The sequence below is a fragment of the Micromonospora sp. URMC 106 genome (assembly GCF_051386395.1).
In the GTDB taxonomy this organism is placed as follows: domain Bacteria; phylum Actinomycetota; class Actinomycetes; order Mycobacteriales; family Micromonosporaceae; genus Micromonospora.
Window position 1 is genome coordinate 59,608 of the sequence record NZ_JBPQTP010000007.1, and the last position, 12,715, is coordinate 72,322.

Genomic DNA, 12,715 nt, shown 5'->3' on the forward strand with positions numbered 1-12,715 from the left:
ATGACGCACACCGACCCGGACCTGGCCATCGCCGCGGCGGAGGCCGGCGCGGCCGTCGTACGGGCCCGCTACGGCGACGCGCTGGACCGGTTCGACAAGGCCCCCGGCGACTTCGCCACCGTCGCCGACCTGGAGTCGGAGCAGGCCATCCTCGACGTGCTGCGGGGCGCGCGGCCGGACGACGCCGTCCTCGGGGAGGAGAGCGGGCACACCGGCTCCCGCTCGGCCGACCGGACCTGGCTGGTCGACCCGCTCTGCGGCACGCTGAACTACGCCGCGCGGACCCCGCTGGTCGCGGTGAACGTGGCGTTGCGCACCGGCGCGGGGATCACGGTCGCGGCGGCCGCCGACCCGTTGGCCGGGGAGCTGTTCTGGGCCGGGGACAGCCGGGCGCACGTGCGGCGCGACGGCGTCGACGAGCCCCTCGTGCCGTCGGGGCGGTCGCGGCTGGTGGACGTCGACCTCGACCCGCCGTTCCCGAACGCCCCCACGTTCGACGCGCTGCGGCTGCTCGCGGATCCGGAGTTCACCGCGCGGTTCCGGCCCCGGGTGCTGTCCACGACGCTGGCCCTGGCCTGGGTGGCCGCCGGTCGGCGGGCCGCGTACGTCACCGACCGCGACGTCCGGGACAGCGTGCACTTCGCCAGCGGCATCGCCCTGTGCCAGGCCGCCGGGTGCGTGGTCACCGGTCTGCGGGGGCAACCCCTGCACACCGGCGTCGGCGGGCTGCTCGTGGCGGCGGACGCGGAGACGCACGCCGCCCTGCTGGCCGCCGTCGAGAGGCAGTTCCGGGCGGCCCGGGAGCGGGCGACGGCGCTGCCCTGAACTCAGCGCTCCGGCGCCCGCTTGCGGAAGACGACCAGCCGGCGCAGCGGACCGGACTCGACGTCCGGGTCGTCGAAGTCGTCGGCCGGGTCGGTGGTCATGCCCAGGCGGCGCATGACCGCCTGGGAGCGCACGTTCGTCGCCGTGGTGATCGCCAGGATCTCCGGCAGGCCGACGGTCTCGAAGCCGTACCGCAGGACGGCGTGGGCCGCCTCCGTGGCGTAGCCGTGGCCCCACGCGGAGCGGGCGAGCCGCCAGCCGGCCTCCACCCCGCTGACCGGGAGCCCGTCGTCGACCGGGTCGAGGCCCGCGAAGCCGACGAACCGGCCGTCGTCGCGGACCTCGACGGCCCAGAAGCCGTAGCCGAACCGGTCGATGGCCGCCTGGAACGACCGCACCGAGGCGGCGGCCTGCTCGGCGGTGAGCAGCGGTCCGAGGTGCTCGCGCACCTCGGGGTCGGCGTTCATCTCGGCCCAGGGCGCGAGGTCGGACTCCCGCCAGCTTCGCAGCAGCAGCCGCTCGGTCTTGATCTCCGTCACCCGGCGAACCTAACCGCCGGGCCGGGGCGGGGCACACGAGTTTCCGGTCGCGCGTACCGAGAGGCAGGTGCTGGGGATGGCCGGCGCCGCCGGCCCGGCCGGCGCAGAGCGTCGCGACCGGGCCGCGGCGGCGGCTACCGCCCCGTACGGGGCCGGCACGGCCGCGACCCGACCCGCCCACGCATCCTCCCCGAGACGGGCCGAGACCGGCCCAGCCCCGACAGCCCGGCCCCGGACGACATCGACCCGGCCAACCCTCGCGGGCGGGCCGTGCCGGCATTTCCGCTGCTTGCTCCGCCTCCGGGGCGGACACGTGACGGCAACGAGGAATTCTCATTTTCACCGGATCGGGGGCCCAACCCGCCTAGGGTTGGTCACACCGGTGCTAGTCACGGAGTTGGCCACCCGAGCGACGTCCCACGCAGTCAGCGGACGAAAAGTGAGGGAAGACGCGTATGAAGGTCAAGACAGTTCTCGTATCGGCGGCGGTCGGCGTGGGTCTGGGCACGCTCCTGCTGCCGGGCGCCGCGCTGGCCGACACGGTCGTGTCACCGGCCACCACCCCGGTGGGCGGAACGGTCGTGCTCACCGCGACCACCTGCAACCCGAAGTCCGGCGACGCGATCTTCCGCGTCACCGGGCCGAACCGCGACCAGAACGTCCGGTCCACCACCGCGGCGGCCGGCGGCGGCCTGAGCGCCGAACTCTTCACCGCCGGCTTCACCCTGGGCACCTACACGGTGACCGCGACCTGCGGCGACGGCAGCGCGGCCGGCAGCGCGACGTTCACCGTCACCCCGATCGGCGGCGCGCAGGCCGGCGGCCGCGACGGCACCGACGGGACCGGGGCGCTCGCCGCCGGCGGCGTCCTGCTCGGCTCCGCCGCCGGGGGCGCCCTGATCCTGGCCCGCCGCCGACGCCACATGGCCGCGGCCACGCTCTGACCGACGGCCCGCGCCGTCCATCCCTGCAACGGGTGCCCGCACCGGCGAACGCCGGGGCGGGCACCCGGGCGAACGCGTACGGAGGTGGAACGTGTCCTGGCACAGGCCCGGATGGGCGGTCACGGTCGTCGCCCTGCTCGGCACGACCGGGCTCGCCCTGGTCGTCGGCGGGCTGGCGACGACCCCGCCGAGCCCGCCCCGGCCCGGGGCCGCCGACGCGCCGGCCGGTGACCGCTCCGCGCCGCCGGTGCCGCCGCTGGGCCGGGCCGAGCCGGTCGACGTGCGGATCCCGGCGATCGACGTACGGGCTCCGATCGTCGCGGTGGGCGCCGACGCCGAGGGCCGCCTGGAGGTGCCGCCGCTGGACCGGCCCACCCTCGCCGGCTGGTACCGGCACGGCGTCAGCCCCGGCGAGACCGGCAACGCGGTGATCGTCGGCCACGTCGACTCGGCCGCCGGGCCGGCCGTCTTCTTCGACCTCGGTCGGCTGCGGGCCGGCGACACCGTGCGGATCACCCGCGCCGACGCCAGCGTCGCGACCTTCGCCGTCGACGGCGTCGCGTCGTACCCGAAGGACCGCTTCCCCACCGACCTGGTCTACGGGCCCAGCGGCACGGCGGGCCTGCGCCTGATCACCTGCGGCGGCCGGTTCGACCGGGGCGCCGGCAGCTACGTCGACAACGTCGTCGTCTTCGCCACCCGGGTGCCCTGACACCGGGCCGGACGGCTCCGAGTACGGTGTCCGCGCGGGTGCCGGGCGACGCGGAGGTGGACGGGTGGCACAGCGGGTGAGGGAGCGGCTGCGCCTGTCGGCCGTGTTCGACCGGCTGCTCGGCCGGCCGGTGCCCGGGCAGCGCGAGCGGGAGCCCCGACCGTCCAATCCCGACGCTGTGGTCGACTGCGCCGTCTACGTCGACGGACGGCGCGAGCCGGGCCGCCCGCACTACGCCGACGCGTACGCCCGCAGCCGCCGCGCCCGCGGCGCCTTCGTCTGGCTGGGTCTGCACGACCCGGGCCCGGCGGTGATGGCGGCCGTCGGCCGCACCTTCGGGCTGGACGACCTCACCGTCGAGCAGGCGCTCGCCGACGGGCACCGCCCCACGGTGCGGCGTGACGGCGACGTGACGCTGCTCGTGCTGCGCACCGCCGGGTACGTCGAGCACGCCGAGCTGACCGACACCTCGGAGGTCATCGACACCGGCGACGTCATGGTGCTGCTCGGCGACCGCTTCGTCATCACCGTGCGGCACGGCGCCGCCGGCGCGCTCACCCCGGTCCGCGCCGACATCGAACGCCGCCCGGCGGTGCTCGCCGAGGGCCCGTGGGCGGTGGCGTACGCGGTCTGCAGCCGGATGGTCGACCTCTACCTGGAGGTCGCCGGGCACGTCGAGCGGGACCTGGAACGGGTCGAGGAGACGGTGTTCGCCCGCGACCGCTCCGCCGACATCCAGCACATCTACCAGCTCAAGCGGGAAGTGGTCGAGTTCAAGCGGGCGGTGCAGCCGCTGCAGGCGCCGCTGCGGTCACTGCTCGACCAGCGGCCCGACGGCCCGCCGCGCGGCCTGCGCCGGTGGTTCGTCGACGTGGACGCCCGGCTCACCCGGGCGGTGGACCGGGTCGCCGCCTACGACGACCTGCTCAACTCGATCCTGCAGTCCCGGCTGGCGCAGCTCGCCGTGGACCAGAACAACGACATGCGCAAGATCGCCGCATGGGCCGCCATCGCCGCCACCCAGACCGCGATCGCCGGGGTCTACGGCATGAACTTCACCAACATGCCCGAGTTGGGCTGGCGCTACGGCTACCCCGCCGCGCTCGGCCTGATGGCGCTGGTCGCGGTCACCCTGCACCGCCTCTTCCGCCGCTCCGGCTGGCTCTGACCGCGCCACCGCCACCAGCGGATCGTGCCCGCCGGTCGCTACCCTCTCCCCCGTGATGTGGCAGCGGTACGTGGCGATCGGCGACAGCACCACCGAGGGGCTCGACGACCCCGACGGGGCCGGCGGCTACCGGGGCTGGGCCGACCGGTTCGCCCTCGCGGTGGCCCGCGCCCAGGGCGGGCTCGAGTACGCCAACCTGGCGATCCGCGGGCGCACCACCACCCGCATCCGGGCCGATCAGCTCCAGCCCGCCCTCGACCTCGCCCCGGACCTCGCCACCGTGGTCGCCGGGATGAACGACGTGCTGCGCCCGTCCTTCGACGCCGACCGGGTGGCCGAGGACGTCGGCGCGATGCAGCGGGCGCTGGTCGGGCAGGGTGCGACGGTGTTGACCTTCACCCTGCCCGACCCGGTGCCGGTGATGCCGCTGGCCCGCCCGCTGCGCGGCCGGATGCTCGCGCTGAACGCCGCGCTGCGGGCGGTGACCGCCGAGACCGGGGCGACCCTGCTGGACCTCGGCGCCCACCCGGTCGCCTCGGACCCCCGGCTGTGGAGCGACGACCGGCTGCACGCCAACAGCGCCGGCCACGAGCGGATCGCCGCCGCGCTCGCGCACACCGTCGGCCTGCCGGGCACCGACGACGGCTGGACGCGCCCGCTGCAGGCGGCGCCGCGCCGTCGTCGCCACGAGGTGCTCCGCGCCGAGCTGGCCTGGACCCGCCGGCACCTGCTGCCGTGGCTGGCCCGGCACGCGCGCGGGCGGTCCTCCGGCGACGACCGGGTCGCCAAGCGGCCGGTGCCGCTGCCGGTCGAGCTGTCCTGACGGGCAGCGTCGCGCGGCCGACGACCTCGTCCGGGTGCCCGGCCGGGCCGCCGCCGCGATCACGGTACGGGCACGGCCCGACCCGCCGCACACGCGGGCTCGGCGGTGGCGGCCCGGCTGCGCTGCGCCCAGCGGGTGGTCGGGCCCATCGCCCAGGCCGCCGCGGCGTAGAGCGCGCCGAAGGCGAGCCAGCCGGCCGGGCCGCCGTCGACGACGAGCGTGGTGAGCAGCACCGGCCCGAGCATCCGGGCCAACGGCACGCCTGTGCCGAAGAAGCCCTGGTACTGCCCGTGCCGTCCGTCCGGCGCGAGGTCGAAGCTGAGCTGCCAGGCGCCGGCGCCGTGCGCCATCTCGGCGGCCACCTGCGCGGCCGCGCCGACCAGGAGCACCGCGGCGGCCAGCCAGGGCCCGGTCGCGGCGGAGGAGGTCGCGAGGACCGCGCAGGCGCCCACCATGAGCAGCCCGGCGCGGCGCAGCGCCCGGACCGCGCCGTCCGGGTCGGTGACCCCCCGCGCCACCCGGACCTGCCAGAGCAGCACCGCCACGGTGTTGAGCGCGAGCACCGCCGCCGCCAGCCAGGCCGGCGCCGCCGTCCGCCGGGCCACCCACAGCGGCAGGACCAGGCTGAGCAGCGGCAGGTAGAGCATCATCACCGCGTTCAGGGCGGTCAGCAGCGCGTACGGGCGGTCGCGCAGCACGGCCAGCCGGGGGCCGGCGACGACCGGTCCGGCCGTCGGCCCAGCCTGCGGCAGCCGGGCGAGCAGGGCGGCGGCGACCCCGAACGCGACCACGTCCAACCCCAGCACGAGCCGGTACGCCGCGGCCGTCTGCGCGGCCAGCGCGAGGCCGCCCAGCGCCGCGCCGAGGGCGAGCCCGCCGTTGGCGACGGCCTGCAGCCGGGCGCGGACCTCGGTGCGGCGGGCCGGCTCCACCAGGTGGGCCAGGGCCGCCTGCCGGGCGGCGGCCAGCCCGGTCTGGCACGCGGCGTAGAGGCAGGCGACCAGGACGAAGGTGGTGGGCCGCCCGACGGCCAGGAACGCCGCCACCGAGGCGCCGGTGCCGGCGGCGAGCAGCACCGCCGTGCGGCGGGCGCCCCACCGGTCGGCGAGCTGCCCGGCCGGCACGCCGACGAGCACGCCGACCGCCCAGCCGAGGGTCAGGCCGAGGCCGACCTGGCCCGGCGACAGGCCCACCGGTCCGGTGAAGTACAGCGCCGAGGTGACGAGGAAGACGCCGTCGCCGACCGAGTTGGCCAGTTGGGCGCGGACCAGCGTCCGGGCCGGCGCGGGCGGGACCACGGGCACGCCGTCAGCGCTCGATCGGCCGGCGGGTACGAGCCCGCTTCAGCTCGAAGAACCCGTCGGTGCCGGCGACCGCGAGCACCCCGTCCCAGAGCCGGCCCGCCGCCTCGCCGCGCGGGGCGGGAGCCACCACCGGCCCGAAGAAGGCGTGCCGCTGGCCGTCGACGGTGACGTGGATGGTGGGGGTGCCGAGGTCCTCGCCGACCGGTTCCAGGCCGGCGTCGTGGCTGGCCCGCAACGCCTCGTCGTGGTCGGTCGACTCCGCCGCGTCGGCGAGGTCGGCGGCCAGCCCCACCTCGGCCAAAGCCGCGCGGTACAGCTCCGGCCCGATCGGCGCGCGCTCGTGGTGGATCCGGGTGCCGAGCGCGGTGTAGAGGTCGCGCAGCACCTCGTTGCCGTACTTCTGCTCGGCGGCGACGGCCACCCGCACCGGGCCCATGCCGGGCTTGAGCCACTCCCGGTACCACTCCTCCAGACCGTCGCGGCCGTCGTTGAGCAGGGACAGACTCATCACGTGGAAGCGGACGGTCACCGGGCGGACCCGTTCCACCTCCAGCAGCCAGCGCGAGGCGTTCCAGGCCCACGGGCAGCGCGGGTCGAACCACATGTCGGCGGTCGTCATGGCGAAAGTTCCAGTCCTTCGGTACTCGCGGGAGAGGGTCCCTGCAAGCCTGACGGACCGATCGGCCCACCGGCAGGGCCGATTTTCGTCGCGACGACTGGGCCGATTCGACCGCGCGGACGGCGGCGCGGGCCGTGGGGCCGGTCCCGCCGCTCGGCGGGGGGGCGCCGTCGGCGGGCGGCGTTTGGCCGTCGGGGCCGGGGGAAGACCGTGCGCCCAGGGCCGATTCCCGAGGAGCGACGATGGCGGACGCAGGACGGGCCAGGAAGGCCACCGGGGCGCGCAAGGCCCCGATGAAGCGGACGGCGGCGGCGAAGAAGGTGGCGACGGCCACGAAGCGGGCCTCCGGGGCGTCCGCGGCCAAGTCCCCGGGTGAGAAGCCCACGCCGACGACGGCACGGGTGGCCCGGAAGAAGGACACCTCCGCCACGGCGGCCCCCGCCCGCGCCCGGAAGGCCCCGGCCACGGGCGCGCCGGCGAAGAAGGCGCCCGCGAAGAAGACGGCGAAGGCGGCCGCGACCCGCGCCGGCGCGGCGGCCAGCAAGACACCGGGCCGCAAGGCGACGACCATGGAGTCTTTCGGCACGCGCCGGACGGCACGCACGAGCGGCCGCTGACCGGCGCGCGCGTCGTCGGGCCTGAGCGGCAACCGGCGCGGCGGTTGCCGTGACCGGCGCCGGGGCGGCGGATGCCCGCCCGGATCCGGACGCCGCACGGCTGGGCCGGTGCCCGCACGGCCGGGCCGGTGCCCGCACGGCTGGGGTCCGGCCGCCGGCCGCGGCGGACCGTCGGCCAGAATGGGCTCGTGGCGACCAGACCCCGCCGGAGCGCGGCCGACGACCGGGACCGGCCCTGCCCGTGCGGGTCCGCCCAGCCGTACGCGCAGTGTTGCGGCCGGCTGCACCGGGGCGAGGCGGACGCGGCGACCGCCGAGGCGCTGATGCGCTCGCGGTACACCGCCTTCGCCGTCGGCGACGCCGCGTACCTGCTGCGCAGCTGGCACTCCTCGACCCGGCCGCGCCGGCTCGACCTGGACCCCGGGCAGCGCTGGACCGGGTTGGAGATCGTCGACGCCGACCGGGGCGGGCTGTTCGACGCCACCGGCGTGGTCGAGTTCCGCGCCCACTACCGCGCCGGCGGCCGGCCCGGGACGCAGACCGAGCGGAGCCGGTTCGTGCGCGAGGACGGGCGCTGGGTCTACCTGGACGCCGAGTCCTCCTGACCGGCGAGGGCGTGCCGGCCGGGACGACCGGGAGTTAGGATGACCCCGGCGCGGTCCCGCGCCGCACCTCCCTCCCGGCGCTCACGCCGCCGGCCCCGCGGAGGCAAAGGGGGCTCCGAGCCCTCGGGACGCGGTGCCACATGCCCCACTCCGGCGGGGTCGACGGGAGCGTGAGTCCCTGCGACCGCGCCGTCGACAGGGAGCATGTGATGACGAGTCAGCGCGCCTTCAAGGCCCGGGTCCGCGCCCGGATGGACAAGACCGGCGAGAGCTACACGACCGCCCGCCGGCAGCTGCTGGCCCGGTCCGCCGACGCCCCGCCCGCGTCCGCCGGCCAGGAGCCCGCCGTGTCGCCGCCCGCCGGGCCGGCCGCCCCGGACGGCACCGGTCCCGCTGCCGTCCCGCCGGCCGGCGACACCCCGCCCACCGCTCCCGCCGAGGCGGCGACCGCCCCCGCGGACGGCGCCACGGCCACGGGCACCGGGAGGCAGACCGAGCGCGTCTCCGACGCGCTGGTGCGGGAGCGCACCGGGCGCGGCTGGGACGAGTGGTTCGTCCTGCTCGACGCCTGGGGCGCGACCGGGCGTACGCACGCCGAGATCGCCCGCTGGCTGGTCGACACCCACGAGGTCGCCGGCTGGTGGGCGCAGAGCCTCACCGTCGGGTACGAGCAGGCGCGTGGCCTGCGCGCGCCCGGGCAGCGGCGCGGGGGCGGCTTCTCCGCCGCCGGGAGCCGGACGGTCGCCGTACCGGTGCGGCGGCTCTTCGACGCCTTCGCCGACGACGCGCTGCGCCGGCGGTGGCTGCCCGACGCGGCGGTGCGGGTCCGTACGGCCACCGCGCCGAGGACGTTCCGGGCCGACTGGGGCGACGGGTCGACCCGACTCGTGGTGGGCTTCGTGGCCGTGGACCCGACGAAGTCCCGGGTGTCCGTCCAGCACGAGCGGCTGAGCGGGGCGGAGCAGGCGGCGGAGCTGAAGGCGTACTGGCGGGACCGGCTCGCCGCGCTCAAGCACCTCCTGGAGGATTCGGCCACCGACACGCCGCTACGGCGTACCGACGGCTGACCGGCTCGCCCGCGGGGGCGGACGCCGGGTCCGACCCGACGGCCGGCGCGGGTGGCGCCCGGTCGCGGCGCCGGGGCGCGGCGACGGGGCGACGCCTACCGGCCGGCGGTGACGTCGGTCGACAGGCCGAGCCCGTCGACCGCCGCCGAGACGAGCTCGTCCGGCGTCAGCGACACGTCGAGCACCAGCACCGACTCGTCCGGGTGGGGCCGTTCCAGGGTGGCCAGCTGCGACCCCAGCAGGCTCGCCGGCATGTAGTGCCCCGCACGGCGGGCCATCCGCTCCCGGATCACCTCGGCCGGCCCGTCCAGCAGGACGAACTCGACGTTCGGCGGCCCGTCGCGGAGCACGTCGCGGTAGGACCGCTTCAGGGCCGAGCAGGCCAGCACCGTCGAGACGCCGTCGGCGGCGCGGTCGGCCATCCACCCGGCCAGGTCGCGCAGCCAGGGCAGGCGCGCGGCGTCGTCCAGCGGCACCCCGGCCCGCATGCTCGCCACGTTGGCCGGCGGGTGGAACTCGTCCGCCTCGGCGAAGGTCAGTCCGGTACGAGCGGCGATGCCCAGGGCGACGGTCGTCTTGCCGGCCCCGGACACCCCCATCACGACCACGTGCCGCGTCGGCGCGCCCGCGCGGCGCTCACCAGTCATGGACGGTGCCGTCCTGGAGCCGGTTGAACGGCAGGTAGGCCGGCACGTACGGGAACTTCGCGGCGGCCTCCTCGTCCAGTTCGACGCCGAGCCCGGGCTGCTCCCCCGGGTGCAGGTAGCCGTCGGTGAAGGTGAACGACTGCCGGAACACCTCGTTGGTGAGCGCCCCGTGCCGCATGTACTCCTGGATGCCGAAGTTGTGGATGGCCAGGTCCAGGTGCAGCGCGGCGGCCATGCCGACCGGCGAGATGTCGGTCGGCCCGTGGATGCCGGACTTGATCTGGTACTGGGCGGCGAAGTCGAGCAGCTTGCGCATGGCCGTGATGCCGCCGGTGTGGGTGACGGCGGAGCGGACGTAGTCGATGAGCTGCTCGCGGATGAGGGTCTGGTAGTCCCAGACCGTGTTGAAGACCTCGCCGATGGCCAGCGGCGTGGTGGTGTGCTGGCGGACCAGCCGCAGCGCCTCCTGGTTCTCCGCCGGGGTGCAGTCCTCCAGCCAGAACAGGTCGTACGGCTCCAGCGCCTTGCCCAGCTTGGCGGCCTGGATCGGGGTCATCCGGTGGTGGCCGTCGTGCAGCAGCGGCAGCTCCGGGCCGAACTCGTTGCGGACCGCCTCGAAGACGCCGGGCAGGTGACGCAGGTAGGAGCGGGTGTCCCAGTCCTCCTCGGCCGGCAACGGGGTGCGCTGCGCCGGCTCGTAGTCGTAGCGCTTGCCGTCGACGCTCGGCTGGGCGGCGACCCCGTACACGGCGTTGATGCCCGGCACCGAGGTCTGCACCCGGATGGAGCGGTAGCCCTCCTCGAGGTGCCGGCGGATCGAGTCGAACAGCTCCGGCAGGTCCCGGCCGGAGGCGTGGCCGTACGCCATGATGCCGGTGCGGGACGCCCCGCCCAGCAGCTGGTACAGCGGCATGCCGGCGGCCTTGGCCTTGATGTCCCACAGGGCCACGTCCACCGCCGCGATGGCGGCCATCGTGACCGGTCCCCGACGCCAGTACGCCGACCGGTAGAGGAACTGCCAGGCGTCCTCGATGCGGTGCGCGTCCCGGCCGATCAGCAGCGGCACGACGTGGTCGCGCAGGTACGAGGCGACGGAGAGCTCACGTCCGTTGAGGGTGCCGTCGCCCAGGCCGGTGAGGCCGTCATCGGTGGTGATCTTCAGGGTGACGAAGTTGCGGTCGGGACTGGAGACGATGACGTCAGCGGCGACGATCTTCACGGGGTGCCTTTCTTCCAACGGGGTGTGGCGGCGGCTAACGGAGGACGCTTCCCGCCTCGTGGCCGTCGATGAGGGACAGTTCGGCGCGGCGCGGCAGCCCTTCGCAGTCGCCCCGACTGGAGACCGCGAAGGCGCCGAGGGTGACCGCCCGCCGCAGCCGACCGGCCAGGTCGAGCCCGTCGAACCAGCCGGAGAGGTAGCCCGCCGTGAACGCGTCCCCGGCGCCGACGGTGTCGACGGCGGTCACGGCCAGCGCCCCGACGTGCTCGACCCCGTCCGGGGTGTGCGCGCGGGCGCCGTCGGCGCCCAGCTTGACCAGGACGGTGTGCACGCCCCGCCGGAACAGGTCCGCCACGACGGCGGGCTCGTCGGCGCCGGGGTCGCCGACGAGGTCGAGTTCGTCGACGGAGGCGATGACGGTGGTGGCGTACCCCGCCAGCGGGGTGAGCACCTCGCGGGCGCTGTCGCGGGACCAGAGGCGGGCGCGGTGGTTGACGTCGAGGCACACGGGGATGCCCGCCGCGACGGCCGCCTCGGCCGCCCACCGGGTGGCCTCACGGGCGGTGTCGGACAGCGCCGGGGTGATCCCGGTCAGGTGCAGCGTCCGCGCGCCGGCGGCCAGCGGCGCCCGCAGGTCGTCGACGCGCAGCGCGGAACCGGCCGATCCGGCCCGGTGGTACTGCACCCGGGTCACGTCGGCCGTGCGCTGCTCCAGGAACATCAGGCCGGTCGGCCGGTCGGGGTCCCGGGTCACGCCGTCGACGCCGACGCCCTCGGCGCGCAACTGCCGCAGCGTGTACTCGCCGAACTCGTCGGTGCTCACCCGGCCGACCCACGCGGCCCGGTGGCCCAGCCGGGCCACCCCCACCGCCACGTTGGACTCGGCGCCGGCCAGGTGCGTGGTCAGCGGTCCCCCGGCGGCGAGCGGGCCGGCCGAGCGCAGCGACACCAGCGCCTCGCCGACGGTGAGCAGGTCCGGTGCGGTCATGACGCGGTCGACTCCCGCACCGCGGCGAGGTAGGTGCGCGCCCGCGCGCGCAGGGCGTCCAGGTCGCCGCCGGAGGCGGCGTCGCCGACCAGGGGGCCGCCGAGGCCGACCGCGATCGCGCCGGCCCGGAAGTAACCGGGCACGTCGGCCAGGCCGACGCCGCCGACCGCGACGAACGGGATGTCCGGGAACGGGTCGCGCACCGCCCTGAGGTACGCCGGGCCGCCGACCGAGGCCGGGAACAGCTTGATGGCCGAGGCCCCCATCCGCATCGCGGTGTACGCCTCGGTGGGGGTGAGCGCCCCGGCGGCGACCGGGAGACCGCGGCGGGCCGCCTCGGGGATCGACTCGACCACGGCCGGCGTCACCACGAACTGCGCGCCCGCGGCGGCCACGTCGGCGACGTCGGCGGTGGTGAGCACCGTGCCGGCCCCGACCAGCGACCCGGCGGGGGCCGCCGCGCGCAGCGCCTCGATCGCCCGCGCGGCGTCCGGCGTGGTGAGGGCCACCTCGACGATGCGTACGCCCTCTTCCAGCAGGGCGGTGCCGGCGGCGACGGCGCCGGCGGTGTCGGTGCCGCGGATGACCGCGAGGATGCGGGCGTCGGTGAGTTCGGCGGTGAGGTTGACGGTCATGTG

15 protein-coding genes are annotated in these 12,715 nt (G+C 76.4%); 8 read left to right on the forward strand and 7 right to left on the reverse strand.

Annotated features, from left to right (window positions below; all coding sequences use genetic code 11):
* Window positions 1-825: an inositol monophosphatase family protein gene (locus tag ACSNOB_RS03885; protein WP_436685201.1), complete on the forward strand. Its 825-nt coding sequence runs from the start codon at window positions 1-3 to the stop codon at window positions 823-825.
* A gap of 2 nt (window positions 826-827) precedes the next feature.
* On the opposite strand, the gene ACSNOB_RS03890 is transcribed toward ACSNOB_RS03885, so the two are convergent.
* Window positions 828-1,364, reverse strand: coding sequence for a GNAT family N-acetyltransferase (locus ACSNOB_RS03890; RefSeq protein ID WP_436685202.1), 537 nt, complete (start codon window positions 1,362-1,364; stop codon window positions 828-830).
* 455 nt (window positions 1,365-1,819) lie between these two features.
* On the opposite strand from ACSNOB_RS03890, the gene ACSNOB_RS03895 reads away from it, so the two are divergent.
* From ACSNOB_RS03895 to ACSNOB_RS03910, 4 genes are all read left to right on the forward strand, one after another.
* Window positions 1,820-2,308, forward strand: a complete 489-nt coding sequence (locus ACSNOB_RS03895; RefSeq protein ID WP_436685203.1) for a hypothetical protein — start codon at window positions 1,820-1,822, stop codon at window positions 2,306-2,308.
* 91 nt (window positions 2,309-2,399) lie between these two features.
* Window positions 2,400-3,020, forward strand: a complete 621-nt coding sequence (locus ACSNOB_RS03900) for a class F sortase (RefSeq protein ID WP_436685204.1) — start codon at window positions 2,400-2,402, stop codon at window positions 3,018-3,020.
* Between the two features lie 64 nt (window positions 3,021-3,084).
* Window positions 3,085-4,188 carry a magnesium and cobalt transport protein CorA gene (locus ACSNOB_RS03905; protein WP_436685205.1) on the forward strand — a complete coding sequence of 368 codons (1,104 nt, stop codon included), beginning with the start codon at window positions 3,085-3,087 and terminating at the stop codon, window positions 4,186-4,188.
* A 55-nt stretch (window positions 4,189-4,243) separates the two neighbouring features.
* Window positions 4,244-5,011, forward strand: a complete 768-nt coding sequence (locus ACSNOB_RS03910; RefSeq protein WP_436685237.1) for an SGNH/GDSL hydrolase family protein — start codon at window positions 4,244-4,246, stop codon at window positions 5,009-5,011.
* 59 nt (window positions 5,012-5,070) lie between these two features.
* Here ACSNOB_RS03910 and ACSNOB_RS03915 read toward each other — a convergent pair whose 3' ends face one another.
* Window positions 5,071-6,315 (reverse strand): MFS transporter, encoded by a 1,245-nt coding sequence (locus ACSNOB_RS03915; RefSeq protein WP_436685206.1) that lies wholly within the window; start codon window positions 6,313-6,315, stop codon window positions 5,071-5,073.
* A gap of 4 nt (window positions 6,316-6,319) precedes the next feature.
* A complete protein-coding gene (locus ACSNOB_RS03920) occupies window positions 6,320-6,934 on the reverse strand; it encodes a DsbA family protein (RefSeq protein WP_436685207.1) in 615 nt (204 codons plus the stop codon).
* Between the two features lie 242 nt (window positions 6,935-7,176).
* Between ACSNOB_RS03920 and ACSNOB_RS03925 the strand changes: the two genes are divergently transcribed.
* The 3 genes from ACSNOB_RS03925 (at window position 7,177) to ACSNOB_RS03935 (ending at window position 9,223) form a co-directional block, all read left to right on the forward strand.
* A complete protein-coding gene (locus tag ACSNOB_RS03925) occupies window positions 7,177-7,551 on the forward strand; it encodes a hypothetical protein (protein ID WP_436685208.1) in 375 nt (124 codons plus the stop codon).
* 188 nt (window positions 7,552-7,739) lie between these two features.
* Complete coding sequence (locus ACSNOB_RS03930; RefSeq protein ID WP_436685209.1) at window positions 7,740-8,156, forward strand: YchJ family protein; 417 nt, start codon at window positions 7,740-7,742, stop codon at window positions 8,154-8,156.
* Between the two features lie 209 nt (window positions 8,157-8,365).
* Complete coding sequence (locus ACSNOB_RS03935; RefSeq protein ID WP_436685210.1) at window positions 8,366-9,223, forward strand: hypothetical protein; 858 nt, start codon at window positions 8,366-8,368, stop codon at window positions 9,221-9,223.
* 95 nt (window positions 9,224-9,318) lie between these two features.
* Here ACSNOB_RS03935 and ACSNOB_RS03940 read toward each other — a convergent pair whose 3' ends face one another.
* Genes ACSNOB_RS03940 through ACSNOB_RS03955 form a run of 4 tightly spaced genes read right to left on the reverse strand, consistent with a single transcriptional unit; the run spans window position 9,319 to window position 12,712 of the window.
* Window positions 9,319-9,870 carry a gluconokinase gene (locus tag ACSNOB_RS03940; RefSeq protein WP_436685211.1) on the reverse strand — a complete coding sequence of 184 codons (552 nt, stop codon included), beginning with the start codon at window positions 9,868-9,870 and terminating at the stop codon, window positions 9,319-9,321.
* Window positions 9,860-11,089 carry a D-mannonate dehydratase ManD gene (gene manD / locus ACSNOB_RS03945; protein ID WP_393110789.1) on the reverse strand — a complete coding sequence of 410 codons (1,230 nt, stop codon included), beginning with the start codon at window positions 11,087-11,089 and terminating at the stop codon, window positions 9,860-9,862. Before manD ends, ACSNOB_RS03940 begins: the two co-directional genes overlap by 11 nt.
* A 34-nt stretch (window positions 11,090-11,123) precedes the next feature.
* Window positions 11,124-12,077: a sugar kinase gene (locus ACSNOB_RS03950; protein WP_436685212.1), complete on the reverse strand. Its 954-nt coding sequence runs from the start codon at window positions 12,075-12,077 to the stop codon at window positions 11,124-11,126.
* Window positions 12,074-12,712: a bifunctional 4-hydroxy-2-oxoglutarate aldolase/2-dehydro-3-deoxy-phosphogluconate aldolase gene (locus tag ACSNOB_RS03955; RefSeq protein WP_393110785.1), complete on the reverse strand. Its 639-nt coding sequence runs from the start codon at window positions 12,710-12,712 to the stop codon at window positions 12,074-12,076. The genes ACSNOB_RS03950 and ACSNOB_RS03955 overlap by 4 nt, the downstream gene beginning before the upstream one ends.
* Between the last annotated feature and the right edge of the window lie 3 nt (window positions 12,713-12,715).

What these genes read in the sequence shown, in the direction of transcription:
- ACSNOB_RS03910 (WP_436685237.1), top strand. Translation starts at nt 4,244, where the DNA reads ATGTGGCAGCGGTACGTGGCGATCGGCGACAGCACCACCGAGGGGCTC.
- ACSNOB_RS03940 (WP_436685211.1), bottom strand. Translation starts at nt 9,870, where the DNA reads ATGACTGGTGAGCGCCGCGCGGGCGCGCCGACGCGGCACGTGGTCGTG.
- ACSNOB_RS03925 (WP_436685208.1), top strand. Translation starts at nt 7,177, where the DNA reads ATGGCGGACGCAGGACGGGCCAGGAAGGCCACCGGGGCGCGCAAGGCC.
- ACSNOB_RS03885 (WP_436685201.1), top strand. Translation starts at nt 1, where the DNA reads ATGACGCACACCGACCCGGACCTGGCCATCGCCGCGGCGGAGGCCGGC.
- ACSNOB_RS03955 (WP_393110785.1), bottom strand. Translation starts at nt 12,712, where the DNA reads ATGACCGTCAACCTCACCGCCGAACTCACCGACGCCCGCATCCTCGCG.
- ACSNOB_RS03920 (WP_436685207.1), bottom strand. Translation starts at nt 6,934, where the DNA reads ATGACGACCGCCGACATGTGGTTCGACCCGCGCTGCCCGTGGGCCTGG.
- ACSNOB_RS03950 (WP_436685212.1), bottom strand. Translation starts at nt 12,077, where the DNA reads ATGACCGCACCGGACCTGCTCACCGTCGGCGAGGCGCTGGTGTCGCTG.
- ACSNOB_RS03895 (WP_436685203.1), top strand. Translation starts at nt 1,820, where the DNA reads ATGAAGGTCAAGACAGTTCTCGTATCGGCGGCGGTCGGCGTGGGTCTG.
- ACSNOB_RS03935 (WP_436685210.1), top strand. Translation starts at nt 8,366, where the DNA reads ATGACGAGTCAGCGCGCCTTCAAGGCCCGGGTCCGCGCCCGGATGGAC.